Below are 24,680 nucleotides of genomic sequence, written 5' to 3'. Positions count from 1 at the left end.
GCCGCGGCCGCTCGTCCGACCGTCACGCCCGTGCCATCGCCTCCCGCCAGCGCACCGCCGTGCCCATGCGCAGGATCGAGCGTCGGTAGACGCGTGCGGAGAGGACCGCGAGGCCGGCTGCCGCGGCCGTCATCAGGAGGGCCGCCGCGAGATTGGGCAGCCAGCCTGCCTCGTGGACGCTGACCTGAAGCGGCATGATCAGCATCGAGAACGGGGGGATGTACTGCACGACATGGACCCAGGTGGCGTCCAGGTCCTGTGCGGCGGCGACGGCCACACCGAAGGGGAGCAGGGTGCTCATGAGGACCGGCATGACCGCCGACGACACGTCCTCTGCGCGGGAGACCAGGGAGCCCGCCGCGGCGAAGACGAACGCGAAGAAGGCGAAGCCCAGGACGAACCAGGCGAGTGCGGCGAGCGTCGCGGGCGTGGCCGGGAACTGCGCGGGCAGCACATGGCCGAACTGCACGGCCACCACGGCCGCGACCCCGAACACGGCGGTCTGCAGCACCGCCGCCAGACCGATGCCGGCGACCTTGCCGATCATCAGCCGCAGCGGGGTGAGGGTGGCCAGCAGCACCTCGACGACGCGGGTGGACTTCTCCTCCACCACCCCCTGGGCGACCATCATCCCGTAGCCGAAGAGCTGGAAGAACAGGATCGTCACAATGCCGACCGCGGCGCCCAGGCCCGCGCCCTGGCCGGCTCCGGCGTGCCCGGGCCCGCCGACCGTCTCGGTTCGGGGAAGGGCCGCGGTGACCGTGCGTCCCAGGCGGTCCATGTCGACGTTCTGGTCGTGCAGCGCACGGGTTGTCGCCCACTGCCGTACGGCGGCCACGACCGTGGCGCGGATCTGTGGCGGGGTGTCGGCCCGGACCAGCATCGTCACCCGTGATCCGCGCACCAGCAGGCCGGCGTCGGCCTTCTTACCGGTGACCTGGTGGCGTGCCGCGTCCTCGCTGCCGGCCGCCCGCCATCGGGTGGCGCCCACGTCGGATGCTCCGGAGGGCTGCGGGGCGACCGCCGTGACCGGTACGCCGGTGACCGCAACGGTCGCGGTGGTGCGGTGCCCGTCGGACGGGGACGGTGCGAAGAAGTACAGCAGGCCCAGGATCACCGCGACGTTGAGCAACGTACCGATGACGTAGGCGCGGTTGGCGATCCGGGCGGCCGTCTCACGCTTCAGCACCAGCCATACGGCCGCCCTCGCGGACGCGCCGGTCCCGGCGCTCGGTGAGTCGGATCCGGCCTTGGCGAGAAGGCTCATGCGGCGGCCTCCGTGGACCCGTCGGCGTCGGTCATGTACGTGCGGAACAGCTCGGTGAGCGTGGCCTGTTGGCGCCGGAAGGTGCGCAGCCTGCCCAGGGAGGCGACGTGCCGCAGGAGTTCGCCTTCGTCGCAGTCGTCCGCGACCCGGACCAGGGTGCCGTGCCCCTGGTCGCGGAAGGAGTCGATGCCGCGCAGCGCCCGGGCCCAGTCGCGCGGTGCGCCCTCGATCTCGATGTACAGGTCCTCGCCGCCGCCGGCGCGCAGTTCGCCGGCCGATCCGCAGGCCACCATCGAGCCGGACCGGACGATGCCGATGCGGTCGCACAGCCGCTCCACCAGGTCGAGTTGGTGGCTGGAGAAGAGGACCGGGGCGCCCTGCTCGGCGCGCTCGCGCAGTACGGCGCTCATGGTGTCCACGGCCAGTGGGTCCAGGCCGGAGAACGGCTCGTCCAGCAGCAGCACCCGCGGATCGTGGACGAGGGCGGCGGCCAGCTGGACGCGCTGCTGGTTGCCGAGGCTGAGGGAGTCCACCTGATGGTCGCGGTGCTGGGCCACGTCGAGCCGCTCGGTCCATGTGCGCATGGCGTCGGCGGCGTCCGTGCGGGAGAGGCCGTGCAGCCGTGCCAGATAGGTGAGTTGCCTCGCCACAGTCATCTTCGGATACAGCCCGCGCTCCTCCGGCATGTAGCCGAAGCGGGCGCGGGAGGCGGCGTCCACGGGCCTGCCTTTGAAGTGCACCTCGCCACCGTCGCTGTCCAGGACGCCGACCGCGATGCGCATCGTGGTGGTCTTGCCCGCGCCGTTGCTGCCGACGAACCCGAAGACCTCTCCCGGTCTCACCTCGAAGGACATCTCGTCGAGCGCCCGATGGTCCCCGTAACGTTTCGTCAGGGCCCGTACGGCGAGGCCTGATGTGTCGTGCATGATCCGCTCTCCGCAGGTGTCGTGTGCCGCGTGTCTCAGCCGTCCCGGGACGTCAGTCGACGCGCGTAAGTGCTTCGCGGTATCCCGAGGAGGCTGCAGAACCTCGAAACGCTGAGCCCGCATTCACGCCGTACGGTTTCGAGGTCTGTGAAGGGACCGCGTGAAAGTCCACCGTCTGCCGCCGGGCGCGGAGTTGGACGTACACCTCACCGAGCGCGGTCTTGAGCTCGGTGATCTGGGCGCGGAGCTTGCGCTCGCGCTCGCTGCTGAGCCGGTCACCGCCCTCCAGGCCCTGGCTGCCTGCCGCGATGAACTGGCGTTTCCAGTTGCCGATGGCCTGTTCGGAGACGCCGGCCTCGCGGGCGGCCTGGGAGACCGTGAGTTTTCCCGAGAGAACACCGAGTACGAGCTTGGCTTTTTCTTCTGGAGGCATGACGGGCGGGCGCGCCACGATTCTGATTCCCTTCGGACGGAATTTCAGAAGTTCCGGTCACTCGACCTTGGTCGCAGTCGGTCTGCGAAAGGAAGAGAGTTGAGGAAAATGTGAGGTAAGAGAAACGCGTGAGAAGTTCGCCTCGAATTCTATTCGGGCAGCACTTTTTTGCGCGACAGCAATGAGCGGTCACGCAAAGGACGCGTAAAGGAGTCGGCTCAGTCCCGCGGTGGCGGTGACGGCATGACGAAATAAATGATGAACCCCCGTTCATTCGGCCCTGACGGGCTGGACGAGCCCTTGGAAAGGGCTCGGTGAGATGTGAATGGGCTCGGCTGGTCAGGCCGCGGCCAGATCTCAGCCTATGGACATCGGCCAGGCTTGACAAGCGAGCCCCAGCATCACGCAAGTACTTGCCAACCGGGAAAGTAGATGCCAGGGTGTCACCATGACCGATCCACTCTCGCCCACCGGGGCGGACGCCGCTCTCACCGCCGCACGCAGTGCGTTCTCGGCCGCTCGCGCCGCGCGGCGCGTACCCGTGTGGCATCCGCCCGCCGCCGGGCTGCTGTTCGCCGCCGGGTTCGGCGGCCTCGCCCTGTTCGACGCCCACCCCGGCGCCTGGGGGTACCTCGTGGCCGGATTCGGCTCTCTGCTCGCCTTCCTCGTGCTGCACGTGGCGTCCAGCCGGGCGGGCGGCGTGGCCCTGTGGCCGGCCGGGGACACCCGGACCCGGGCGCTGCGGCAGTCGGCGCTGCTGATCCCTCTGGCGGCCGCGGGTGCGGCGGCCGTGTTCCTCGGCTTTCCCGGGTTCCTCGCCGTGTTCGGCCTCGGCCTGGGCGCACTGACCTGGATCCAGCTCGCACAGGCCCGTACGGGGCGGCGGGCATGACCGTCCGGGACGTCGCCCCGCAGCTGGACGCCGCCATCCAGCACCCCACCCGGCTGGCCGTCGTCGCGTTCCTGTCCGGATGCGCGGAAGCCGACTTCAAGACGGTGCGCGACGGTCTGGAGATGTCGGACTCCGCCCTGAGCAAGACCGTCTCAGCGCTGGAGGCCGCCGAATACGTCAAGGCCCGCAAGGGCTTCGTCGGCAAGCGGCCGCGCACCTGGCTGTCGCTCACCGCCGACGGCCGCGCCCGGCTCGCCGCCCACCTCAAGGCACTCCAGCAGATCGCCGAGCAGGCCCAGAGCCAGGGTGTGCAGAACCGGACCTGACAGGTGCCCGGGAACGCGCGAGGCCGCCGTACCTGCCCATGGACCCGGGAGTCCATGGTCAGGTACGGCGGCCGGGCGAGGAGCCCGCACGACGCGTGGGGTGCTGCCGCATGCCCGGCGGCAGCACCCCACGTCTGGCGAACCGTTTACGGCAGCGAGATCAGCAGCCGGCGCCGTGCGTGATCGAGACGCTGGTCAGGACGCCGCTGGCGGCGCTGATGGTGAACGCGCCGCACTCGGGCGAGGACGCGGTGATGATGGACGGCGTGGTCGCCGGGGCCTCGCCTGCGGCGGTGGCACCGAAGTCGGCGGCGTCGGTGTAGGCGGTGTAGCCGGCGATGAGCTGGTCAGCGGTGTTCATGGAAGGTCCTTCCGGGAGTTGGGTCGATGAAGGGTCGGGACGCCGGTCGGCCGTCCCGGGCGCGGCGCGCCGGTCGGCTGTCAGCAGCCCCAGTGCGCGGTGAAGCCGACGGACGCGGCGGAGACCGCGCTCACGGCACCGCCGCACGCGGCACTCGACTCTGCGACGACGCTGAGGATCGACGGCGTCGTGGCCGGGGCCTGGCCGCCCGCGGTGGCGCCGAAGTCGGCGGCGTCGGTGTAGGCGGTGTAGCCGGCGATCAGCTGGTCGGCGGTGTTCATGTGAATTCCCCTCTCGGTACGGGCCGGACGAGCCTTCCGGGGTGAACCCCCGCCCCTCGTCCGGCAGTTCGATTCCAGCACGGCCCACCCGTCCGCAGGGGGCCGAAAATTACCGTCAACTTTCTGGCGTGTGGCCTGTGAGCTGCGCAAATGTCGGCGGGAGCAAAGAAAAGACGTCACCGGTCGCGCGGCTCGGAGACGGCGGCCAGCCGTTCCCACAGCTCCCACTCCTCGCGGGCCTCGCGCAGGACCCTGCGCAACTCCGCGACGTCCTCGGCCATGACGTCCGCGGCGTCCCCGCCCGTCGCACCACCTGTCAGGGCGCGCACGCCGTGGGCGAGGAACGTGGAGCACCAGTCGTCGAGGCAGCCGGGGCACACCCGCAGCCGCCGGCAGAGCGCCAGGGCCGGCTCGGCGCCGTTGAGGAGCAGCAGGACGGCCCGGGTGCGGACGCCGGCAGGCGGCGTGCAGCGGTGTGCCGTGCCGTCTTCCGGGAGTGCCACGCTGGTTACAGCGCCGGCCCGGCACCCGGCAGAGGCGGGGAGCCGAGGTTGCGGGCGGGGGCCAGGGGGTCGATGCCCGCGTCCATGAACGCCTCCTCGACGGTGGCGGACAGGCTCACTCCGTCGGTGCGCACCGCGTGCTTGACCAGCGCCTCGGCCAGCGCGCCGCTGCGGTGCTCGCCGAAACTGAGCGACCGCATGCCGGGGCGCCCGTCGTCCGGCTCCCAGGCAAGAGCGACGCCGGGCGCCAGACGGTGGGCGAAGGGCGAGACGTCGGTCCCGAGGCCGGGCAGCCCGGTCGCGTGGGCGGCGAGTCCCGGCACCGCGTGCCGGCCCTGCGGGCCGAGGTAGACCACGAGCGCGTCCCGGCGCGGGAACAGGCGCGGCGAGGAGGTGATCTTGGCGCGGTACGGCACCCCGGCCTCCTCCAGATAGGTCAGCACCGCGTGCCACACGCCGGGCGCCACCTCGGGCCCGGCCACGTGGACGTACACACGCAGCGTCTGCGGGCCCGAGCCCACACCGGTTCCCGCGGAGCCGTCGGCCAGGAAGAACCCGGTGGACAGCGCCGGCCGCGCGGCCGGCAGCCGTACCGCGACCTGGGCGGGCAGGACGTCGGGGACGGGGCCGGCCGGCGCGTCCGCGGGCAGCAGCACCCGTACGCCCTCGACGACGGCCAGCAGCGTGCCGTCCGCCGTCCGTTCGTGCACGACCGCCCGCGCGGTGGTGACCGTGTGCGGCATGGCCTCGGTCAGCGCGCGGTCGAAGTCCGTGTCGCGCAGGGTGCGCGGGCGGCTCGTCTCCGGCTTGTCGCGGCCGACGTGCACCATCTGGTAGACGGCGGAGCCGAGTTGCTGGGCCAGCTTGTGCGGTGAGTCGGCCTCCAGGTGTTCCGCGCCGAGCGTGGCGGACAGCCCGTCGGGGGCGACGTCGATGTCCCGGACCGCCTGCGCCAGGGCCTGCGGAAGGGTGTCGGCGGTGGTGATCAACGCATCTCTCCAGGTCCGGGGGTTGCGGCGGCCGGGGCGGCCGGGTGCTCGGTCAGCCCGAGGGTGTCGGTGAAGCCGTCCGGGGCCAGCAGCACGGTGCGGCCGATGCCGGCGCAGGCGCGGTCGGCGGCCTGCACCCGCCCGCCCACCATGGCGGTGGCGAACATCCGGTCGAACATGTGCCAGCCGGCGAAGGCGGCGGCCCGCGCACGCAGTCCCTCGTCGACGGTGGGGCGGACGCTGCGGTAGCCATCCCAGAAGGCGGCCATCCGGGGCCGCAGCCGGTCCAGTTCGCGGACGCCGAAGGCCAGGATCTCGTCGTGCGTGGTTTCGTGGCCGAAGGTGAAGTCCGGCTCGCCGCCTATCGCCTTCGGGATGCCCCGTACGGCGAAGTAGAGCCACTCCCCGACGAACGCGCCGACGTCGCGAGCCGGGTCGCCGAGGCGGAACTCCTCCCAGTCGGTGAGGTGCAGCCGCTCGGGCGTCCACAGGAACTGGTCCAGGCGCAGGTCGCCGTGGATCGGGCGCGTGTCGGCCAGCGCCTGCTCCTGCCGCCGCAGCCGGGCCAGCGCCTCCAGCAGCTCCGCGTCCGCCTGGAGCAGCCGCCAGGTCTCCAGTTCGCCGAAAGTGGCGCCGGTGAAGGCGGGCAGCGGCAGGGCGCGCAGCTTGTCGGTGGCCGGCAGCGGATGCGGCGTGGCGTCCAGCAGCCCGGCGTCCGCGGGCAGTTCGTGCAGGGCGCCGGTGATGCGGCCCGCGACGCGGCACAGCTCGTCGTCGAAGTCATCGTCGGCAGCGAGTTCGGCGCCGGATCGCGCGTCGTCGAGAAGCTCGAAGGCGACGAGCAGCTCCTCGTCGTCGTGGCCGAGGAACCGCGGCCCGCGCAGCACGCCCTCGGCGGAGTGGGCGGCGAGGGTCTCGAAGGCGAGCAGCCGCGAGAAGCGGCGGCGGTTGTCGGCCGGGGACGGTCCGCCGAGGCGTTTGACGAAGACGCGGGCGCCGGTGGTGGTCGGGCCGGACCAGTTGTCGTTGCGTCCGACGTGGGAGGTGATCCCGTCGGGGTCGAAGGCCCCGAGGCCCAGCGAGGCGAGCAGCGCCGCCACCCCGGGCTCGTTGTCCAGGGTGGGCGGATCGTAGCGCGCACGCGTCCGTCGGGATTCCTCGACTTCGGCTCCATATTTATCTGTCACACGGCGGAATGGTAAATAGGCGGACTCCCGGTCACCAGAAACAAACAATTCAAGTTTCTTCGTTGCTTTCCGTCGTGACGCGCTGAGCAGCGGCCGGGCGGCCGTCGGGAAAGAAACCAGAATCCCGGGTTTCTTTAGGCGTGGAAACGGGGCCTACGTTGACCGCATGTCCCGACCCTCGCTGTACCGTTCGACGCTGCCCAATGGCCTCCGCCTGGTGGTGCAGCCGCTGGCCGGTGCTCCGTCCGTCGGCGTCGCCGTCCATTACGACGTCGGTTTCCGGTCCGAGCCGCCCGGGCGAACGGGGTTCGCCCATCTCTTCGAGCACGTCATGTTCCAGGGGAGCGAACACGTCGGCCCCGCCGACCACTTCCGGCTCGTACAGGCGTCGGGCGGCGCCGCCAACGGCTCGACCCACCAGGACCACACCGACTACTACCAGGTGGTGCCCGTCCAGGCCCTGGAGCGCGTGCTGTTCCTGGAGGCCGACCGGATGCGGGCGCTCAGCATCACCGAGGGGACGCTGCGCACCCAGACGGCCGTGGTCAAGGAGGAGATCCGGCAGACGGTCACGGACCGTCCCTACGGCGGCTTCCCCTGGACCGTGCTGCCCGCCGTCCTGTACCGGACCCACCCCAACGCCCACAACGGCTACGGCGCGTTCGAGGACCTCGAGGCGGCGACCGTCGAGGAGTGCCAGGCGTTCTTCGACACCTACTACGCCCCGGGCAACGCGGTGCTGACCATCTGCGGGGACGTGGATCCGGAGCGCGCCGCGGAGCTGGCGGAGCGTCACTTCGGCCCGGTGCCCGCACGCCCGGTGCCACCGGCGGCGGCCCTGTTCGAACCGGTGCCGGACGGCCCCCGCCACGCCACCCACCACGACCCGCACGCGGCCCTCGCGGCCACCGCGATCGGCCACCGCATGCCGGACGCCGAGACCAGGTTGCCGGGCTACCTCGCGCACATGGTGCTGGCCGAACTCCTCACGGGCCGCGACACCTCCCGGCTCAAGCGCCGGCTGGTGCACGGCGGCACGGCAGTGCCGGTGGCCGACGTCAGCGCGAGCTGCGGCCTGTTCGGGCCGCTGCGCGCGCGGAACCCGGAGACCTTCCTGCTGGTGGTGACCCACCCGAGGACGACGGACACCGGCCGGCTGCTGGCAGAGCTCGACGCCGAGCTGGCCGGCCTGGCCTCGGCGGGCCCCCGCGAGGACGAACTCGCCCGCTCCCGCGCCCTGATCACCTCGGCCACCTGGCGGGGCTTCGACAACCTGGTCGCCCGCACGCGCGCCCTCGGCACCTGTGAACTGCTTTACCGCGCCCCCGATCTCGTCGACGGCCTCGGGGACCGCCTCGCGGCCGTTAGCCCCGAGGACGTGGCGGCCGCCGCGGCGGGCCTGCGCCCGCGGGAGCGTGCCGTGCTGTCCCTGATACCGGGCGGAGGCGCCCCCCGATGACCCATACCGCACTGCTACCGCCCGTCGGCTCCGTGCCGGAGCTGGTACTGCCGCCGACGGCGGACGTACGGCTGCCGAGCGGGCTCCGTGTCGTCGCGCTGCGCCACGCGTCCATCCCGATGGCCGAACTGCGCCTGGCCGTACCGCTGGACGCCGGCAGTTTCCGTACGGCCGCCGTGCACGAACTGCTTGCCGCGACGCTGCTGCACGGCACTCCGCGGCGCGACCGGGAGTCGATCACGGACGGCCTGGCCAGGGACGGCGCCGTCCTGTCGGCCTCCCGCAGCTCCCGCTGGCTCGGCGTCTCCGGCTCAGGCCCGGCCGCCGCGCTGCCCACCCTGCTCGGCGTGCTCGGTGAGTGCCTGGTCGAGGCCCGGCACGCGGACCCGGCGGTGCTGGCGGCGCGGGACCGGGCCGTGCGGCAGGTCGCCACCACCCGCCGACAGCCGCACCTGCTCGCCTCCGAGGCGCTCCTCGGCCACCTCTACGGCCCGATGCCGCGCATGACCGACGTCCCGCACGAGGCGGACCTCGCCGCCGTCACCGCCGAGGAGGTCCGCGCCGCGCACCGCGACGCCGTACGTCCCGACCGCGCGGTCCTCGTCCTCGTCGGCGACCTCGATCCGGTGCACGCGGCCGCCCTGGCCGCGCGGGCGCTGGGGGAGTGGCGCCCCGCGGGCGCCCCGCCTCCCCTCCGGCACACGCCGGAGACCGGGCGCACGGGCGTCGCGCGGATCCACCGCGCCGGCGCCGCCCAGTCGCAGATCCGGCTGGTGCGGCCCGCGCTCGATCGCACCGAGCCCGGATTCGCGGCGCTGACCCTGGCCAACATCGTCTTCGGCGGGTACTTCTCCTCCCGGCTCGTCGCCGATGTCCGCGAGCGGCACGGCCTCGCCTACCGCTGCGAGAGTGCCTTCCACGACCACCTCGACCGGCTGGTCATCTCGCTGGAGGCCGACACCGCGACCGCGTCGGCGGCAGGCACCCTGCGCCGGATGCGACACGTGCTGCGCGGCATGGCCGAACGGCCGCCGAGCCAGGCCGAGACCGAGGCCGCCCGGCGCTACGTCACCGGCATGACCGCACTGGCCACCTCCTCCCAGCAGGCCTGGGCGAGCACTCTGCTGCTGTCCCTGACGCTCGGTCAGGAGCCGGACCGCATCGCGCACTTCCTCTCCGAACTCGCCACCGTCACCACCGCCGACCTCGCGGCGGCGGCCGCACGGTTCTACGACCCGACCGACTACCACGGTGTCGTCCTCGGTGACACCGCACATCTCACGGAGACGGACACAGCCCTGTGAAACGGCAGCTGAACTCCCCGCACACCACGAGCGTCGTGTATCCGCTCCAGGCCTCCCAGGTCGGTCATGTCATGCCCTTCGCGCGGCTGTTGGAGCGTCGTGGCAGCGGACGGCTGTGGCTGGGCCAGTCGCTGGGCATCGAGACGCACCACGTGTTCGCCGCGCTCGCCGGGGCGGGCGTCCACATCCCGTTCGGCTCCTCGGTGGCCCTGTCGCCACTGCGTCATCCCTACGACGCCGCCGTGCAGGCCCGTTCCATCGCGCAGCTGTCCGGACTGCCGTTCGTGGCCGGCATCGGGCCGGGGTCGAAGGAGTTCCAGTCCGCGGTCCGGCCCGCCCCGCTCGCCAAGCCCGTCACGGCCGCCCGCGAGTACGTGCGGACCATGCGCGCCCTGATCGACGGGGAGACGGTGCACCAGGACTCCGGCGAGCACAGCACCCACGCCGTCTTCCCGGTCATGGACGCGCCGCCCGTCGAGTACGGCCTGGGCGTGCTGCGTCCCGCCATGGCCCGCGCGGCCGGGGAGGTCGCCGACGTCGCCATCACCTGGCTGACCCCGCCGCCGTACATCCGCGACGTGCTCGCCCCCGCCCTGAAGGAGGGCGCCGCCCGGTCCGGGCGGCCCGTGCCGCGGGTGGCGACGGTGGTGCACGCGGCGGTGGACCGTCCCGGCCGCTACATCCCCGCCGTCGCGCTCGCGGCGGCCCGCGCCCATCTCAGCGCCGACCACTACACCGATATGCTGCGGCGGGCCGGCATCCCGGCGTACCCCTCGGACCCCGTGACCGGCGCACGTCTGCTGGTGGAGTCCGGGACGTTCGTCGCCGGGACGCCGGAGGAGATCGCGGACGGCCTCGACCGGTACCGGGAGCACGGGGTCGACGAGGTCGTCGTCAACGTCTGCGGCGTCCTCAACGCTCACGGACTCGGCGCCGCCGTCACCGACCTCACCCAGATCCTCGCCGCCGTGGACGGCCGCCGTGCATGACGCCGCCTCCGCGCTGCCGTCCGCGGCACCGCCGTTCACCGGCCGTCGTCTCCTTTACGTCGGCACCGGCGCCCTCGGCGTGATGTTCATGCCGATGTGGCTGCACTGGCTGCGCACCTCCTACCCGGAGGTGGAGATACGGACCGTCGTCACCCGCTCCGCCACCCGCTTCGTGACGCCCACGACCCTGTCGGTGTTCGGCGGCCGGCCGCCCCAACTGGACGTGTGGGGCGACGAACCGGAGACCACGGCACCGCACGTCGAGCTGGCGCACTGGGCCGACACGGTCGTCGTGCACCCGGCCACCTTCCACTTCACCGGTCGCCTCGCCCTGGGCGTCGCCGACACACCCACCCTGCTCGCCCTCCAGTGCACGGCCGCGCCCATCGCCCTGGCGCCGGCACTGCCCCCGGGGGCGCTGACCTCCCCGGCCTGGCAGCAGCACGCCCGCACCCTCGCCGAACGCGCCAACGTCACGGTCGTACCGCCCCATCAGGGCATCAGTATGACCACGGGCGAGCCCGGCGCCATGACCGCCGCGACCCTCACCGAGGTGATCCCGGCCGTCGAGGTACTGCGCGCCCGGCTCGCCGGACAGCCCGGCGGGGGGCGGGCATGACGGCGGACACGTCCGCCGGCCTCCCGGCCGGCATCACCGGCGCCCGCCTCGTGGACTCCTTCGCCACCGGCTACCAGCGCACCGCCGTGCACCGGTCGGCGGACGGCTCATGCCTGTGGGTGCGCAGTGCCGGTGCCGACCGGCCCGTACCACTCACCGGTCCCGGCGCACGGGCGCGGCTGCGGGTGGCGGCGCCGCGGCCGGAAGGCATCCGGGTCGTCCTGCCGGACGAGATCCCCGGCGCACTCCTCTACACCGCGTACGGAGCGGAGTCGGCCGCCAAACTGCTGTGGACCGAACTCCCGCCCGCGCGCCGCGACCGGCTCACCGCCGCCCTGCACGGCACCGGTCGACTGCTGCGCACCCTGCACGACGCTCCGCGCGACGCGCCGCCCGCCGAGATCACCGGCCGGACCGGTCCCCCGGGACCCGCCCGGCTCGCCGCCTGGATGGACACCGGCACCGGCCCCCGCGCCGCGGCGCAGCTGCACGGGGTACTGCGCGCCCGCTTCGGACCGCACCGCTGGGCGGTCGTACGGTCCTGGTGCGCCGAACTGGCCGAGCGGGCGCCCGGGGACGTACTGCTGCACGGGGCGCCGAGCACCGGGTCCGTGATCGTCGCCGACGAGCGTCTCGAGCCCGCCGACGCCGCTCTGCTGACCGGCGAGGACCTCGCCCCAGGCCCGGCCGCGTTCGACATCGGCTGGCTGCTCGGCGAGTTCCTGGAACTGCGGATGACGGACACCCGCAAGCGAGCCCGGCCCCGGCCGCTGCTGACCGACCTGCCGGCGGCCCTCCTCGACGGATACGGCGCCATCGGTGACCCGCCGGCCGCCGGCCGCGCCGCTGTCCTGCGCATCGTCACGCACGCCCACGACTTCGCCGCCTACATGGGCTGGCACTCCGAACTCGGGCTCTACGCCGATGCGTTGCCCGCGTACGTCGACAGCGAGGGAACCGCCGCCCTGAACGGCACCTGCTGACCCACGACGACACCACCGACGAAAGGATCTGTCATGCGCACCACCCGCCACCTCAACCTCGTGGTCCTGCACGACCTCGACGACGCCCGCACCGCCGTCGAGGAGGCCCTGGCACACGCGGACGCCACCGAGGCTCCGGGGCTCAGGAAGGCGCTGACCCTGATCGACGGCGCCGCCCGCAGCGACGAGGACATGAAGATCCGCTGGGCCTGCCAGGCCCTGGAGCGGGCCGGGGTGACCGCGGGGGACACCTCGACCCGGGCGATCAAGGAGCTGCGCCGGGCGGCCCCGCAGCTCGGTCTCGCCGAGGCGGTCGAGCTGGTCACCCTGGCGGCGAAGCACTGACATGGCCCGACGCGACGCCCCGCCCGCCCCCGCCGCCCAGGCCGTCCGCCTCGGCGCCGACATCGTGCACGGAAACCGGCTCCAGCTCGCCGTGGCCCTGCTGCTCGCCCTCGCCTCCACCGCGGGCACGCTGGGAGTGCCACTGATCATGAAGGATGTGATCGGCGCCTTCGCCCACGACGAGTCGATCACCGTCCCGGCGCTGGAGCTGGCGGGAGTGGCGCTGGGCGCCGCGCTGGCCTCCGCCGGATCGGGCTATCTGCTCGCCAGGGTCGGCGAGTTCATGCTGCTGCGGCTGCGCCGGCGGGTCATGGCCCACACCCTCGCCCTGCCCCTGGGCACCGTACGGATCCAGGGTGCCGGAAACCTGGTCGCGCGGGTCACCTCGGACGCGCTGCTGCTGCGCGCCGTGATCGACGTGGGCCTGGTCCAACTGCCGCTCGCCGTACTGACGGTGGCGTCCACCCTGGCCATCATGGCCGTACTCGACTGGATGCTGGTGCTGGTCGCCGTGGCGGCGTTCGCCGTCGCCGGAGCGGCGATCGGATTCGTCGTCGTCCGCGTCAAGCGCAACGTGGTCGACCAGCAGGAGGCCATCGGAGGCCTCGCCCAGCGGTTCACGGCCCATCTCGCCGCCCTCGCGACCATCAAGGCGTACCGCTCGGAGGGGAAGTCGGCCGAACGGCTCGGCGACGACGCGGCGCAGCTGACCGGCACCTCGCTGACCGGGGCCCGGCTCCAGTCCCTGATCGGGCCGGTGATGGGGCTCGGTCAGCAGATCGCCCTGGTGTCGGTGATCGTCGGCGGCGGCGCGCGAATGGCGCACGGCCACCTCACCGCACCGGACTTCGCGGCGTTCCTGCTCTATCTGCTCCAGCTCGTCACGCCGGTCACCATGGTCGCCACCGGCATCGGCCGCCTCCAGGCCGGACTGGCCGCCAAGGCGCGCTTCAGCGAACTGCTCGCGCTGCCCCGGGAGGGCGACGACGACGCGGTGAGCGGGGCGCCGGTCCCCGAGCCGCTGCCCGGCCGCCCGGCAGTCGCCTTCCATGAGGTGGGCTTCTCCTACGCCGGGTCGCTCGCATCCCCAGTCCTTGCCGGACTGACGTTCACCGCGCCCCGCACCGGTCTGACCGCACTCGTCGGCCCCTCCGGCGCCGGCAAGTCCACCGCTCTGACCCTGATCGACCGGTTCGCCCACGCCGGCACAGGAAGCATCGAGGTGCTCGGGCACGACGTCCGGGCCTGGCCGCTGCCCGAACTGCGCCGTCGCGTCACCTACGTCGACCAGCAGTTCACGCTGCTGGAAGGGTCCGTACGGGACAACCTCCAGCTCGGCCGCCACCGGCCGCCCGCCGAGGAGGAGCTGACGGCGGCCCTGGACGCGGTGGGGCTGCGCGAGGACGTGGCGGCACTGCCGGACGGGCTCGACACCGTGCTCGGCCGCGAGAACGACCTGTCCGGCGGCCAGCGCCAACGTCTCGCACTGGCCAGGGCGCTGCTCACCGACGCGGAGATCGTCCTGCTCGACGAGCCCACCTCGCAGCTGGACAGCATCAACGAACTCCGGTTCCGGCACGTGGTGGAGGAACTGTCGGCCACCCGGGCGGTCCTGGTCGTCGCCCACCGGCTGTCCACCGTGCGCCATGCCGACCACGTGGTGATGCTCGACGCCGGCGCCGTGCTGGACGCCGCCACCCACCCCGAGCTCATGGCCCGCTGCGCCCCGTACCGCGAACTGGTCACCACCCAGGCCCTCGCCGCCGACGACTCCCAGATCGATTTGGTCCACGAATCGGCGTCCTCAAGAAGTCCTTACTGTTAACGGCTAGCATCGCGGCCGGAATTGCAGGCGGCCGCGATGGGGTGAGGGCATGGGGGACCGGCGAGCGCCGAGGATCGCCGTCGCGGTGGTGACCATGGGAAACCGGCCCGACGAGGTCGACGCCCTGCTGGAGTCCGTGGCCAAGCAGGACGTCGCCGCCACCCGGATCGTGGTCGTCGGGAACGGCTGCCCGCTGCCCGACTTCGGCGAGCGGCTGTCGCTGCCGGGCGAGGTCACCCTTCTCGAACTCGACGAGAACCTCGGCTGCCCGGGCGGACGCAACCAAGCACTGGCCCAGCTACGGGAGTTCGGGGACGTCGACGTCGTCGTGGAGCTGGACGACGACGGCCTGCTCGTAGACGCCGACGTGCTGCGCCGGGTACGGGACCTGTTCGCGGCCGACCCGAAACTCGGCATCGTCGGCTTCCGCATCGCGGACGAGCACGGCGAGACCCAGCAGCGGCACGTGCCCAGACTCGGCGCCTCCGACGCCATGCGGGGTGGCTACGTCACCGGGTTCCTCGGCGGCGGCCACGCCTTCAGGACGGCCATGCTCGACGAGATCGGGGACTGGCCCGCCCAGTTCTTCTTCGCCCACGAGGAGACCGACCTGGCCTGGCGGGCGGCCGACGCCGGCTGGCGCATCCTGTACGTGCCGGAACTGCTGCTCCAGCACCCGAAGACCTCACCGGCCCGGCACGCCATCTACCACCGCGTGACCGCCCGGAACCGGGTCTGGCTGGTCCGCCGCCGCCTTCCGCTCCCGCTCATCCCCGTGCACCTGGGCGTCTGGACGCTGCTCACCCTCGTACGGACCCGCTCGCGCGCGGGACTGCGGGCCTGGCTCGGCGGTTTCGTGGAGGGTCTGCGGGAGCCGGCCGGCGAGCGGCGGCCGATGCGATGGCGGACGGTGTGGCGGCTGGCGCGGCTGGGTCGGCCGCCTGTGGTCTGACACCGGCCGCGATCCGGCGGGTTGACGTCAACCGGACGAAAGCAGGCCGAAGTCGTCCGGACGAAAGACGGGACGAAAGAGGGGACGAGGGCCCCGGTCGCTCGCCTCCGCCGACCGGGACCCTCCGACGTCCCCGGATCCGGCCGCGGCGGCGTCACTCCCCCGAGTTGCGCGTCGTACGCGCGCACCCCCGGGCCAGATCCGATGAAGTGATCACATCAGGCCGCACCAACGGATCGCTAACATGTGGCCAACGGTTCTCCCTTCAAGCGGAAATCCGTCAGGGACATGGGAAGGCAGTGGACGGCGTGAGGCGGTACGAGCCGCGGTTCGGACTGCTGGGGCCGCCGGTGCTCTACGACGTTCCCGGCGCCGCCGAGGGCGGCGACGACGGTGACGGCAGCGACCGTAGCCACGACGGTGACGGCAGCGACCGTAGCCACGACGGTGACGGCAGCGAAGGCAGCTACGACGGTGACGGCAGCGTCGGCAGTGGGGGCGGCGAGGCCCGGCCGGGACATGCCGTCGTCAGAACCGTCGGCAGCCCCAAGGTCCGCACCCTGCTCGCCGCCCTGCTCCTCGAAGCCGGCCGCGTCGTCTCCGTCGAGTCGCTCAAGGACGCGCTCTGGGCCGGGGCGCCGCCCGCGTCCGCGCAGGCCTCGCTGCACAACCACGTGGCCCGTCTGCGCAGGCTGCTCGACGATCCGGACCGGCTGCGCGCGGTGCCGCCCGGCTATGTGCTGCGGGTCGAGCAGGGCGAGCTGGACGTCCACGTCTTCGAACGCCACCTCGCCACGGCACGCGGCGCCCACGCCGCTCGTAACTGGGAGCGCGTCGTCCGGGAGTGCACGTCCGCGCTGGCCCTCTGGCGGGGCACCCCGCTCGGCGGCCTCCCCCCGGAGTTCTGCGGACACGCCTTCACCCAGCGCCTGAAGGAGGCCCGCCTCCTTCTCCTGGAATGGCGCTACGACGCGGAACTGGCCATGGACAGCGCCCGACTGGACGGCATCGTCCCCGAGTTGACCGCGCTGACGGCCGAGCACCCCCTGCGCGAGTCCTACCACCGCCAGCTGATGCTCGCCCTCCACCGCACCGGCCGCCAGGCGGAGGCCCTGGCGGTCCACCGAGACCTACGCGCCCGGCTACGGGAAGAACTGGGTGTGGAACCGGGCCAGTCGGTGAGACGGGCACACGCGGAGGTGCTGAAGGAGACGGATCCTCCGGCCGGCCAACCCGCGGCCGCCGACGCTGAGAACCCCCCACAGGGGCCCTCGGCACCTGACGTCGACACGCGCACGAGGGGTGCGGGTGGGAGCCCGCAACCGGCCGAAGGCCGGGTGTCGCTCACGCCCCCCGCGCCGGCCCAACTCCCCCCTCCTCCACCGAACTTCACCGGCAGGACGACGGAACACCCCGCCCTGCAGCACACCCTCCTCACCCGCCGGAACCACGTGGTGATCAGCGGTATGGCAGGCGTGGGCAAAAGCGCCCTCGCCCTGCACACCGCGCACCGGATCCGCCCCCACTTCCCCGACGGCCAGCTCTACCTCAACCTGCACGGCGCCACCCCCGGCATGACCCCCCTCACTCCCGCCCAGTCCCTCACCGCCCTGCTGAGAGACCTGGGCACGGAGCCCCGGCACATCCCCGAACACCCGGACGCCGCGGCCGCGTTGCTGCGCAGCAAACTCGCCCCCACCCGTACCCTGCTGCTCCTCGACGACGCCGCGAACGCCGCCCAGGTACGCCCCCTGCTGCCGGCCGGTCCCGGATGCGCCGTGATCATCACGAGCCGCTCACCCCTGACCACCCTCGACGGCGCCCGCCGCTTCCCGCTCACCCCGCTGAGCGACGAGGAGAGCGCCGCCCTGCTGAGAGCGGCCTCCGGCCGGGACACCCTGCACCCGGGCCACCCCCTCGTCGCCCTCACCGGCCGCCTCCCCCTCGCGCTGCGCATCGTCGCCGCCCGTCTCGCCGCCCGGAACGCGCTCACCCCGGACGTACTCGCCCATCAACTGGCCGCCACCGGTGGCCGGTTGCGCCACCTCGAATACGACGACCTGAGCGTCCGCCGCTCCCTGGCCGTCGCCCACGACGCACTCGCCGCCTCGGAGCGCGAGGCCGACCGCGACGCCGCCCTCGTCCTGCGCGGCATCGGCGCCCTCGACCTGCCCGTCTACGGCGCCCCCTTGCTCGGCCACCTCGTCGGCATCGACGCGCGCCGAGCCGAGACCGCGCTGGACCGGCTCGTGGACGTGGCCCTCCTGGAGGAGACGGCGTACGGCCGCTACGCCCCCCACGACCTGGTCCGCGACTTCGCCCGCGAACTCGCCGGAGGAACCGGCGACGTCGACTCCGCCCTGCCCTGGTACGCCGCGGTCGCCGAACTCGTCCTCACCTCGATCGTCGAGCCGGGCCTCGACCAGGACGACCGACGCCGCCCGACCGCGGCCCAGCCCCCGGACCACGCGGCGCACGTCGCCGTCCTCCCCGCCTTCGAATGCCCCGAACAGGCCTTCGCCTGGGGCGACATGGAGCTGCGGAACGTCATCACCCTCGTCGAGCGCTACGCAGATCACGCAGATCACGCGGACCAAGCCGGCCCCCGCAGAGCCGCCCACATCTCGGCCCTGATCCGCCTCTTCTTCCCGTACGTGCAGCGCAGCGGCCGCGTCGCCGAGATGGAGGTACTCGGCCGGGCCGCCCTCCGGGTGGCGCGGCGCCTCGGTGACGAGGCAGCCGAGGCGTACGCACTGGGCGACCTCGCCGGCCTGCACTTCCTGACCGGACAGCAGGGCGAGGCCCTCGCCCTCAACGACCGGGCGCTGACGATCTGGCGCCGGCTGGGCCATGTCTCCCGGCTGCGCCGCTGCCTCAACAACCGTGGCCTGCTGCTCGAAGGACTCGGCCGCTACGAGGAGTCGGGACAGGCACTGCGCCAGAGCCTGGAGTACTCACGGCAGTTGAACGACCCCCAGGGCGAGGCTGTGACCCACAGCCACCTCGGCAACCTGTACGAGCACACCGACCCGCGGGCCGCGATCGAGCAGCACCGGCGCTCGCTCGCCATCGGCGACGAGATCGGCGCCGTGATCGTGCAGCACTCCGCGCACTGCAACATCGGCTACGCCCACCTCACCCTTGGTGAACCGGCCGCCGCCGTACCCCACTTCGAGGAGAGCCTGCGCATCCTCGGCGGCCACGGCGACTGGCACGGCGAGTCGCAGACCCGGCTCGGCCTGGTGCGGGCGCTGCGGCTGCTCGGCCGTACGGAACGGGCCGGCGACGAGTGCGCCGAGCTGCTCCGCCGCGCGGACGCCCGGGCCGACCGCTACACCGGCGGTCTCGCCCGCCACCAGCACGGGCTCCTGCTGCGGGAGCAGGGACGCGGCGAGGAGGCGTACGCGCAATGGCGCGGTGCCCTCGACGCGCTGGACGGGACGGACGAGAAGACGGTGGTCGCGGAGCTGAACGAGCTGCTGGCCACGGCGGACGTCCGCTGATCACCGCTCGTCAACTCCGCGCCCCCGTAGGTCACTTGGCGTCGGCATAGCACTCCACCACCGCGGTCGTGAACGGAAACCGCACCGGTGTCTCCCCGAACGTCAGCCGGCCCGCCAGCTCCGCCGCCTCCCGGATGGCCTTCACCACGGCCTCCGCCTCCTCCTCGGGGCAGTGCACGATCACCTCGTCGTGCTGGAAGAAGACCAGCTCGGCCGCCATGTCCGCGCAGGTCTGCCGCAGCGCGGCGAGCAGCAGCAGAGCCCAGTCGGCCGCGCTGCCCTGGACGACGAAGTTGCGGGCGAAGCGGCCGCGGGCGCGGGTGTTCGTCGAGGCGTAACCCGGCACCCACTCGTCACCGGAGGGTGTCTCGGCCGGGTCGTCCTGCGGGATGCCGGCCTCCTCGACGGCGTCGCCCGACCCGGCCGCCGGCGGGCACGTCCGCCCCAGCCAGGTCCGCACCAGCCGCCCCTCCTCGCCTGCGCGCGCCGCGTCGTCGACGTACGCCACCGCCTTGGGGAAGCGGCGTCTGAGCGCGGCGAGGTTCTTCAGGCCGTCGCCCGAGGTCTGGCCGTAGACCGCGCCGAGCACGGCGAGCTTGGCCTGGGAGCGGTCGCCGGAGAAGGCCCGGTCGGAGACGGACTGGTAGAGGTCGGTCTCGCGGCCGGCCACCTCCATCAGCCCCGGGTCGCGGGAGATGGCCGCCAGTACGCGCGGCTCCATCTGGTCGGCGTCCGCGACGACGAGCCGCCAGCCGGGGTCGGCGACCACCGCGCGCCGGATGACCTTGGGAATCTGCAGGGCGCCCCCGCCGTTGGTGACCCAGCGCCCTGTCACGGTCCCGTGCGCGAGGAACTCGGGCCTGAACCGCCCGTCCCGCACCCAGTCCTGCAGCCAGGACCAGCCGTGGGCGACCCAGATGCGGTACAGCTTCTTGTACTCCAGCAACGGCTTCACGGCCGGGTGGTCGAGGGATTCGATCTCCCAGCGCCGGGTCGACCTGACCTTGATCCCGGCCTGGCCGAACGCCTTGACGACGTCCGCGGGCAGGTCCGGCCGCACCCGGCGGCCGAAGGCGGTGGACACCTCGTCCGCGAGTTCGGCCAGGCGCCGGGGCTCGCCACCGCCCGCGTACCGCTCGCCGAGCAGTTCGTGCAGCACCCGGCGGTGCACGTCGGCGCTCCACGGCAGCCCCGCGCGGTTCATCTCGGCGGCGACCAGCATGCCCGCCGACTCGGCCGCGGTCAGCAGCCGCATCCGGTCGGGGTGCGCGGTCGCGTCGTGCCGGCGCTGCTGCCCGGCGTAGACGTCGACGAGGTCGGGCAGCGGGAGGTGCACGGCCTGCGGCTCGAAGAGGGAGGACTGCGCGCCGGGTTCGGCGGCGCGCAGGGGCGGGTCGGGCGGTACGGGGCCGCCGCGCAGCCGGGCCAGGGCGGCGGCCGCCGAGCGGGGCTCGCCGTACCTCCCCTCGTGGCCCAGCAGGAGGGTCTCGGCGTCCTCGACGTCGTAGCACCGCTCCACCCGCATCCCTGTGGCGAGCAGACGCGGGTACACCTCGGCCGTGGACCGCCACACCCATCGCGCGACGTCCGGCCGTGCCCGCACGGCCGTCGCGAGGTCGGGCTCCCATCGGACCGGTCCGGTGAGCAGGCCGTCCGGGCCGAGGGGGGCGATCTCCACGCCACCGTCCTCGGCCGGGGCGAGTGCCCAGCGGTCTGTCATGCTGCGAGTGTCGCAGGGGGGTCCGACCACGGCGTCAGCCCTGCGTGGGCGGGGGCTGCAGATACCCCTCCAGCGCCTTGGCGAGTTCGGCCTCCACCGCCCGCTTCGCCAGGCCGAGGCCGGCCAGCACGCCCGAGCCGTGCTCGAACTCCAGCAGGGCCAGCAGGATGTGCTCGGTGCCGACGTAGTTGTGACCGAGGCGAAGCGCCTCGCGGAAGGTGAGCTCCAGGACCTTCTTGGCGTCGGAGGAGTACGGGACCAGCTCGGGGGCCTCGTCGGCGCCCGGCGGGAGCGCGGCGGTCGCGGCCTCGCGCACGGCGTCGAGGGAGACGTCCTGCAGGACCATCGCCTTGGCGGCCAGGCCCTCCGGTTCGGCGAGCAGGCCGATGACCAGGTGCGCCGGGGCGACCTCGGTGTTGCGGGCGGCCTTGGCCTCGTTGTGCGCGGTCATCACCACGTTGCGGGCGCGCAGGGTGTAGCGGCCGAAGCCCTGGTTGGGGTCGAGACCGGTCGACTCCTTGGGCACGAAGCGCTTCTGCGCCGCCTGCCGGGTGACCCCCATGCTCTGGCCGATGTCCGTCCAGGACGCTCCGGAGCGCCGGGCCTGGTCCACGAAGTGGCCGATCAGGTGGTCGGCCACCTCGCCGAGGTGGTCGGCGGCGATGACCGCGTCCTGGAGCTGGTCGAGGGGTTCGGAGTGAACCTTCTTGATGGCCGCGATGAGGTCGTCGAGACGTACGGATGACGTGATGCCGGGGTTGGTCGTCATGTGTCAACCGTAGGTTGACACTTCAGGGCTGTCAACCGGCGGTTGACAGTAACGCCTCCACGCACGCGTGCCGTCACTTCGGGCTGTCACCTCGGGCTGTCACTTCGGGTCGCCGCTACGGGTCGTCACTTCGGAGAGGCCGCCAGCCGCACGGCCAGCCCCGTGAAGACCGTCCCGCTGAAGATGTTCATCCCGCGCGCCACCCGCCGACTGCGGCGCAGCAGCGCGGAGAGCCGCCCGGAGAGCAGGCCGATCGAGCCGTCCACTCCGAGCCCCATGACCGTGATCGTCAGCCCGAAGACCAGGAACTGCTCGCGTACATGGCCCAGGGAGGGGTCCACGAACTGCGGCAGGAAGGAGACGTTGAAGAGGATCACCTTGGGGTTGAGCAGATTGGTGACGGCCCCCTGCCAGAAGGCACGCCGCCGCCCGGGCCCGGCCGGCGCCCCCTCCTCCACCGGCACCGCACGGTCCCGGAAGGCCTTGACCGCGAGGTACAGGAGATAGGCCGCACCCGCCCAGCGCAGCACGTGGTACAGCGTCGGCAGTGCCAGGAACAGCGCCGACAGACCGAGCGCGGCGGCGACCGAGTGCACGAACATCGCGCAGGCCACGCCGAACGCGGCCAGCACTCCGGTCCTGGGCCCGCCCCGTCCGCCCATCGCCACGATGAACATCATGTCGGGGCCGGGAGTGATGCAGAGCGCGAAGGCGGCGACGAGGAAGGCCGCGTACGAAGACATGTCCACCATGCGACCATGCTGGAACCCGGCCGGGCGCGGCGGCGACCGAATTTCGGGGAATGGGACGAGTCCGGGAAAACGCCGTGTGAGGCCCCCGCGCACGGTGATTGACTCGTCTGCCATGACGACGACCACGCCGGCCAAGGACACCGCCACCGCACCCGGACCGGTCTCGACCGCCGTCCCCGTCACAGACGTTCCGGCGGTCGTCGACGAGACCGCCCGGCTCATCACCGAGCACTACGTCTTCCCCGAGATCGCCGAACAGCTGGCCGCACTACTGCGCCGGCGCCTGGCGGAAGGGGCGTACGGCGTGGCGAGCGCGGAGGAGCTCGGCGACCTGGTCACCGCGGATCTGCATTCGCTCAACGGCGATCCGCATCTGCGCCTCAAGTACCACCCGGAGCAGGTGCCGCGAGGGCAGGGCGAGGCCGCTCTGGCGGCGATGCGGCGCGACTTCGACGCCTCCCTGGGCGGCGTTCCGCGCGTCCAGCTCCTGGACGGCGGGACCGCCCTGCTCGAACTGTCCCCGACCCTCTTCCCGCTCGCCTGGTCCGCCGGGCCGCTGACCGCCGCCCTCACCCTCGTCGCGCCCGCCGACGCGCTGATCCTGGACCTCAGGTCCAACGGTGGCGGCGACCCGGACACCGTCGCCTTCGTCTGCAGCTACCTCCTGGAGGAGCGCACCCACCTCAACACCATGTACGCGCGCGTGGGCGACCGGCACGACCAGTCCTGGAGCCTGCCGCACGTCCCAGGCGCCCGCTTCGGCGGCACCAAGCCGGTCCACGTCCTCACCGGCCCGCGCACCTTCTCCGCAGCCGAGGAACTCGCCTACGACCTACAGCAGCTGGGCCGCGCGACCGTCGTGGGGGAGACCACCCGAGGCGGCGCCCACCCCCGCGAGGGCTGGACGGTCCACCCGAACCTGGAGGCCACGATCCCGGTCGGACGCTCGATCAACCCGGTCTCCGGCACCAACTGGGAGGGCACCGGAGTCCTCCCCGACGTCCCCTGCCCGGCCCCCGACGCCCTCGACCGCGCGCTGGCCCTGATCCACGGCTGACCCGGCCCCGGGACCGGTTGTCGGTGCCGCGTGGCACGATCGACGGGTGAGCAGCACTGCGTCCAGCACCGTCGACAGCGCCTTCGGGGCCGCCCTGTACGCCGAGAGCGACACCGCCCTCGACACGGGCGCCTCCCTGCTGGCCGCGGACCCGGAGTCCGACGCCGAACTCGCCCGACGCGGCCGGGAGTTCGTGGCGACGGCCTGGCAGCGCGGCTGGCAGCCCGCCGACGTCGCGCGCATCGTGCGGCGCGAGCTGGACGACGTACACGTACGGCTGGCGGTGGCACTGATCCGCGCACAGGCGCCCTACGACGGCCCGCGCGGCCCCCGCTGGCAGGCGCAGCTGGACGACCTCACCGCCGAAGCCGATGCAGCCGGGACCGCCGGGCCGTCCGGGAGCACCGGGTCCGTAGCCGCGCCGCCCGGCACCGACCGCTTCTCGCACGCGACCACCGTCCTGGAGTTGTACCGCCTGCTGCTGCGCCTGCCGTCGCTCGAATCCCTCGACGAGCCCACGCACCGGCCCGGTCCCGCCTCCGGCCGCGGCACCGAGTCCCGCATGCTCACCCGCATCCGCGCTCTGCTCGCCAAGGCGGAGGCGACCGGTTTCCCGGAGGAGGCGGAGGCGCTGTCCGCGAAGGCCCAGGAGCTGATGGCCCGGCACAGCATCGACGAGGCGCTGCTCGCGGCCCGGGCGCCGTCCCCTTCGGCACCCGGCGCCTGCCGGATCGGCGTCGAGGCACCGTACGAGCAGGCCAAGGCGGTACTGCTGGACGCGGTCGCCACCGCCAACCACTGCCGCGCGGTGTGGAACGAACCCCTGGGCTTCTCCACCGTCGTCGGCTTCGAGGCCGACCTGGAGGCGGTGGAGCTGCTCCACACCTCGCTCCTGGTGCAGGCCACGGCCGCCATGACGAAGGCGGAGGCGGCCCAGCGCGCGGGCGGCCGCAAACGCACCAAGACCTTCCGGCAGTCCTTCCTCGCCGCCTACGCCCACCGGATAGGCACGCGCCTCGCGGCGGCGGCCGAGACGCAGGTGACCGACGACCCGCTCCCGGTGCTGGCCTCCCGCGAGGTCGCGGTCACCGACCGCACGGACGATCTGTTCCCGCAGACGACGACGAGCCGTCTGCGCGGGGTGAGCGACGCGGCGGGCTGGACCGAGGGCGCGCAGGCCGCGGACCGGGCCCAGGTCGGGACCCGGCCGCGGCTTCCCTGAGCCGGACGGGCGCCCG

The 24,680-nt window shown here is 73.0% G+C and carries 24 protein-coding genes; 13 read left to right on the top strand and 11 right to left on the bottom strand.

Translation table 11 applies throughout. The features are described 5' to 3' along the window. Nucleotides 1-22: 22 nt before the first annotated feature. The 3 genes from ACGFYN_RS20450 to ACGFYN_RS20440 are packed head-to-tail and all read right to left on the bottom strand — an operon-like array spanning nt 23 to nt 2,644. Nucleotides 23-1,267 (bottom strand): ABC transporter permease, encoded by a 1,245-nt coding sequence (locus tag ACGFYN_RS20450; RefSeq protein WP_393867232.1) that lies wholly within the window; start codon nt 1,265-1,267, stop codon nt 23-25. Next, nucleotides 1,264-2,193 carry an ABC transporter ATP-binding protein gene (locus ACGFYN_RS20445; protein WP_393867231.1) on the bottom strand — a complete coding sequence of 310 codons (930 nt, stop codon included), beginning with the start codon at nt 2,191-2,193 and terminating at the stop codon, nt 1,264-1,266. Before ACGFYN_RS20445 ends, ACGFYN_RS20450 begins: the two co-directional genes overlap by 4 nt. A gap of 52 nt (nt 2,194-2,245) precedes the next feature. Further along, nucleotides 2,246-2,644, bottom strand: a complete 399-nt coding sequence (locus ACGFYN_RS20440) for a transposase (protein ID WP_389071874.1) — start codon at nt 2,642-2,644, stop codon at nt 2,246-2,248. Between the two features lie 430 nt (nt 2,645-3,074). On the opposite strand from ACGFYN_RS20440, the gene ACGFYN_RS20435 reads away from it, so the two are divergent. Together ACGFYN_RS20435 and ACGFYN_RS20430 are read left to right on the top strand one after the other, a co-directional pair. Then, complete coding sequence (locus tag ACGFYN_RS20435; RefSeq protein WP_393867230.1) at nt 3,075-3,518, top strand: hypothetical protein; 444 nt, start codon at nt 3,075-3,077, stop codon at nt 3,516-3,518. Beyond that, on the top strand, nt 3,515-3,844 hold the full coding sequence (locus ACGFYN_RS20430; RefSeq protein WP_393867229.1) for a winged helix-turn-helix domain-containing protein: 330 nt from the start codon (nt 3,515-3,517) through the stop codon (nt 3,842-3,844). The genes ACGFYN_RS20435 and ACGFYN_RS20430 overlap by 4 nt, the downstream gene beginning before the upstream one ends. A gap of 160 nt (nt 3,845-4,004) precedes the next feature. Here the strand turns inward: ACGFYN_RS20430 and ACGFYN_RS20425 are convergent, their stop codons facing one another. From ACGFYN_RS20425 to lxmK, 5 genes are all read right to left on the bottom strand, one after another. Then, the gene (locus ACGFYN_RS20425) at nt 4,005-4,205 is read right to left on the bottom strand and encodes an LxmA leader domain family RiPP (RefSeq protein WP_306186810.1); all 201 of its coding nucleotides are present in this window, start codon (nt 4,203-4,205) and stop codon (nt 4,005-4,007) included. A gap of 80 nt (nt 4,206-4,285) precedes the next feature. Next, nucleotides 4,286-4,486, bottom strand: coding sequence for an LxmA leader domain family RiPP (locus tag ACGFYN_RS20420; protein WP_306186812.1), 201 nt, complete (start codon nt 4,484-4,486; stop codon nt 4,286-4,288). Nucleotides 4,487-4,662: 176 nt separating this feature from the next. After that, nucleotides 4,663-4,989: a hypothetical protein gene (locus ACGFYN_RS20415; protein WP_393867228.1), complete on the bottom strand. Its 327-nt coding sequence runs from the start codon at nt 4,987-4,989 to the stop codon at nt 4,663-4,665. 5 nt (nt 4,990-4,994) lie between these two features. Next, nucleotides 4,995-5,978 (bottom strand): T3SS effector HopA1 family protein, encoded by a 984-nt coding sequence (locus tag ACGFYN_RS20410; protein ID WP_393867227.1) that lies wholly within the window; start codon nt 5,976-5,978, stop codon nt 4,995-4,997. Beyond that, nucleotides 5,975-7,165 carry a class V lanthionine synthetase subunit LxmK gene (gene lxmK / locus ACGFYN_RS20405; RefSeq protein WP_393867226.1) on the bottom strand — a complete coding sequence of 397 codons (1,191 nt, stop codon included), beginning with the start codon at nt 7,163-7,165 and terminating at the stop codon, nt 5,975-5,977. Before lxmK ends, ACGFYN_RS20410 begins: the two co-directional genes overlap by 4 nt. A 166-nt stretch (nt 7,166-7,331) precedes the next feature. Between lxmK and ACGFYN_RS20400 the strand changes: the two genes are divergently transcribed. From ACGFYN_RS20400 to ACGFYN_RS20360, 9 genes are all read left to right on the top strand, one after another. Beyond that, a complete protein-coding gene (locus ACGFYN_RS20400) occupies nt 7,332-8,624 on the top strand; it encodes a M16 family metallopeptidase (RefSeq protein ID WP_393867225.1) in 1,293 nt (430 codons plus the stop codon). Then, nucleotides 8,621-9,928, top strand: a complete 1,308-nt coding sequence (locus ACGFYN_RS20395) for a M16 family metallopeptidase (protein ID WP_393867224.1) — start codon at nt 8,621-8,623, stop codon at nt 9,926-9,928. Before ACGFYN_RS20400 ends, ACGFYN_RS20395 begins: the two co-directional genes overlap by 4 nt. Further along, the gene (locus ACGFYN_RS20390; RefSeq protein ID WP_393867223.1) at nt 9,925-10,917 is read left to right on the top strand and encodes an LLM class flavin-dependent oxidoreductase; all 993 of its coding nucleotides are present in this window, start codon (nt 9,925-9,927) and stop codon (nt 10,915-10,917) included. The genes ACGFYN_RS20395 and ACGFYN_RS20390 overlap by 4 nt, the downstream gene beginning before the upstream one ends. Further along, the gene (locus ACGFYN_RS20385; RefSeq protein WP_393867222.1) at nt 10,910-11,536 is read left to right on the top strand and encodes a flavoprotein; all 627 of its coding nucleotides are present in this window, start codon (nt 10,910-10,912) and stop codon (nt 11,534-11,536) included. Before ACGFYN_RS20390 ends, ACGFYN_RS20385 begins: the two co-directional genes overlap by 8 nt. Then, nucleotides 11,533-12,519, top strand: coding sequence for a hypothetical protein (locus tag ACGFYN_RS20380; protein WP_393867221.1), 987 nt, complete (start codon nt 11,533-11,535; stop codon nt 12,517-12,519). Before ACGFYN_RS20385 ends, ACGFYN_RS20380 begins: the two co-directional genes overlap by 4 nt. 33 nt (nt 12,520-12,552) lie before the next feature. Then, nucleotides 12,553-12,864 carry a hypothetical protein gene (locus tag ACGFYN_RS20375; protein ID WP_393867220.1) on the top strand — a complete coding sequence of 104 codons (312 nt, stop codon included), beginning with the start codon at nt 12,553-12,555 and terminating at the stop codon, nt 12,862-12,864. A 1-nt stretch (nt 12,865) separates the two neighbouring features. Beyond that, the gene (locus ACGFYN_RS20370) at nt 12,866-14,689 is read left to right on the top strand and encodes an ABC transporter ATP-binding protein (protein ID WP_393867219.1); all 1,824 of its coding nucleotides are present in this window, start codon (nt 12,866-12,868) and stop codon (nt 14,687-14,689) included. Between the two features lie 49 nt (nt 14,690-14,738). Beyond that, nucleotides 14,739-15,641, top strand: coding sequence for a glycosyltransferase family 2 protein (locus ACGFYN_RS20365; protein WP_393867218.1), 903 nt, complete (start codon nt 14,739-14,741; stop codon nt 15,639-15,641). 308 nt (nt 15,642-15,949) lie between these two features. Beyond that, the gene (locus tag ACGFYN_RS20360) at nt 15,950-19,144 is read left to right on the top strand and encodes a BTAD domain-containing putative transcriptional regulator (RefSeq protein WP_393867409.1); all 3,195 of its coding nucleotides are present in this window, start codon (nt 15,950-15,952) and stop codon (nt 19,142-19,144) included. 31 nt (nt 19,145-19,175) lie between these two features. On the opposite strand, the gene ACGFYN_RS20355 is transcribed toward ACGFYN_RS20360, so the two are convergent. The 3 genes from ACGFYN_RS20355 to ACGFYN_RS20345 all read right to left on the bottom strand — a co-directional run bounded on the left by ACGFYN_RS20355 (nt 19,176) and on the right by ACGFYN_RS20345 (nt 22,385). After that, nucleotides 19,176-20,864: a bifunctional 3'-5' exonuclease/DNA polymerase gene (locus tag ACGFYN_RS20355; RefSeq protein WP_393867217.1), complete on the bottom strand. Its 1,689-nt coding sequence runs from the start codon at nt 20,862-20,864 to the stop codon at nt 19,176-19,178. Nucleotides 20,865-20,898: 34 nt separating this feature from the next. Then, on the bottom strand, nt 20,899-21,633 hold the full coding sequence (locus ACGFYN_RS20350) for a Clp protease N-terminal domain-containing protein (RefSeq protein ID WP_393867216.1): 735 nt from the start codon (nt 21,631-21,633) through the stop codon (nt 20,899-20,901). Between the two features lie 125 nt (nt 21,634-21,758). Beyond that, complete coding sequence (locus ACGFYN_RS20345) at nt 21,759-22,385, bottom strand: LysE family translocator (protein WP_393867215.1); 627 nt, start codon at nt 22,383-22,385, stop codon at nt 21,759-21,761. Between the two features lie 112 nt (nt 22,386-22,497). On the opposite strand from ACGFYN_RS20345, the gene ACGFYN_RS20340 reads away from it, so the two are divergent. After that, nucleotides 22,498-23,442 carry a S41 family peptidase gene (locus ACGFYN_RS20340; protein WP_393867214.1) on the top strand — a complete coding sequence of 315 codons (945 nt, stop codon included), beginning with the start codon at nt 22,498-22,500 and terminating at the stop codon, nt 23,440-23,442. A 46-nt stretch (nt 23,443-23,488) separates the two neighbouring features. Further along, nucleotides 23,489-24,664, top strand: a complete 1,176-nt coding sequence (locus tag ACGFYN_RS20335; protein WP_393867213.1) for a DUF2786 domain-containing protein — start codon at nt 23,489-23,491, stop codon at nt 24,662-24,664. Nucleotides 24,665-24,680 lie beyond the last annotated feature (16 nt).

Source organism: Streptomyces sp. NPDC048419, from assembly GCF_043200415.1.
Taxonomy (GTDB): Bacteria; Actinomycetota; Actinomycetes; order Streptomycetales; family Streptomycetaceae; genus Streptomyces.
The sequence above is the reverse complement of the archived record's forward strand: the minus strand, read 5'-3'. Positions and strand labels throughout refer to the sequence as shown.

What these genes read in the sequence shown, in the direction of transcription:
- ACGFYN_RS20365 (WP_393867218.1), top strand. Translation starts at nt 14,739, where the DNA reads ATGGGGGACCGGCGAGCGCCGAGGATCGCCGTCGCGGTGGTGACCATG.
- ACGFYN_RS20450 (WP_393867232.1), bottom strand. Translation starts at nt 1,267, where the DNA reads ATGAGCCTTCTCGCCAAGGCCGGATCCGACTCACCGAGCGCCGGGACC.
- ACGFYN_RS20380 (WP_393867221.1), top strand. Translation starts at nt 11,533, where the DNA reads ATGACGGCGGACACGTCCGCCGGCCTCCCGGCCGGCATCACCGGCGCC.
- ACGFYN_RS20435 (WP_393867230.1), top strand. Translation starts at nt 3,075, where the DNA reads ATGACCGATCCACTCTCGCCCACCGGGGCGGACGCCGCTCTCACCGCC.
- ACGFYN_RS20395 (WP_393867224.1), top strand. Translation starts at nt 8,621, where the DNA reads ATGACCCATACCGCACTGCTACCGCCCGTCGGCTCCGTGCCGGAGCTG.
- ACGFYN_RS20375 (WP_393867220.1), top strand. Translation starts at nt 12,553, where the DNA reads ATGCGCACCACCCGCCACCTCAACCTCGTGGTCCTGCACGACCTCGAC.
- ACGFYN_RS20430 (WP_393867229.1), top strand. Translation starts at nt 3,515, where the DNA reads ATGACCGTCCGGGACGTCGCCCCGCAGCTGGACGCCGCCATCCAGCAC.
- ACGFYN_RS20425 (WP_306186810.1), bottom strand. Translation starts at nt 4,205, where the DNA reads ATGAACACCGCTGACCAGCTCATCGCCGGCTACACCGCCTACACCGAC.
- ACGFYN_RS20445 (WP_393867231.1), bottom strand. Translation starts at nt 2,193, where the DNA reads ATGCACGACACATCAGGCCTCGCCGTACGGGCCCTGACGAAACGTTAC.
- ACGFYN_RS20420 (WP_306186812.1), bottom strand. Translation starts at nt 4,486, where the DNA reads ATGAACACCGCCGACCAGCTGATCGCCGGCTACACCGCCTACACCGAC.
- ACGFYN_RS20350 (WP_393867216.1), bottom strand. Translation starts at nt 21,633, where the DNA reads ATGACGACCAACCCCGGCATCACGTCATCCGTACGTCTCGACGACCTC.
- ACGFYN_RS20340 (WP_393867214.1), top strand. Translation starts at nt 22,498, where the DNA reads ATGACGACGACCACGCCGGCCAAGGACACCGCCACCGCACCCGGACCG.
- ACGFYN_RS20345 (WP_393867215.1), bottom strand. Translation starts at nt 22,385, where the DNA reads ATGGTGGACATGTCTTCGTACGCGGCCTTCCTCGTCGCCGCCTTCGCG.
- ACGFYN_RS20355 (WP_393867217.1), bottom strand. Translation starts at nt 20,864, where the DNA reads ATGACAGACCGCTGGGCACTCGCCCCGGCCGAGGACGGTGGCGTGGAG.
- ACGFYN_RS20400 (WP_393867225.1), top strand. Translation starts at nt 7,332, where the DNA reads ATGTCCCGACCCTCGCTGTACCGTTCGACGCTGCCCAATGGCCTCCGC.
- ACGFYN_RS20370 (WP_393867219.1), top strand. Translation starts at nt 12,866, where the DNA reads ATGGCCCGACGCGACGCCCCGCCCGCCCCCGCCGCCCAGGCCGTCCGC.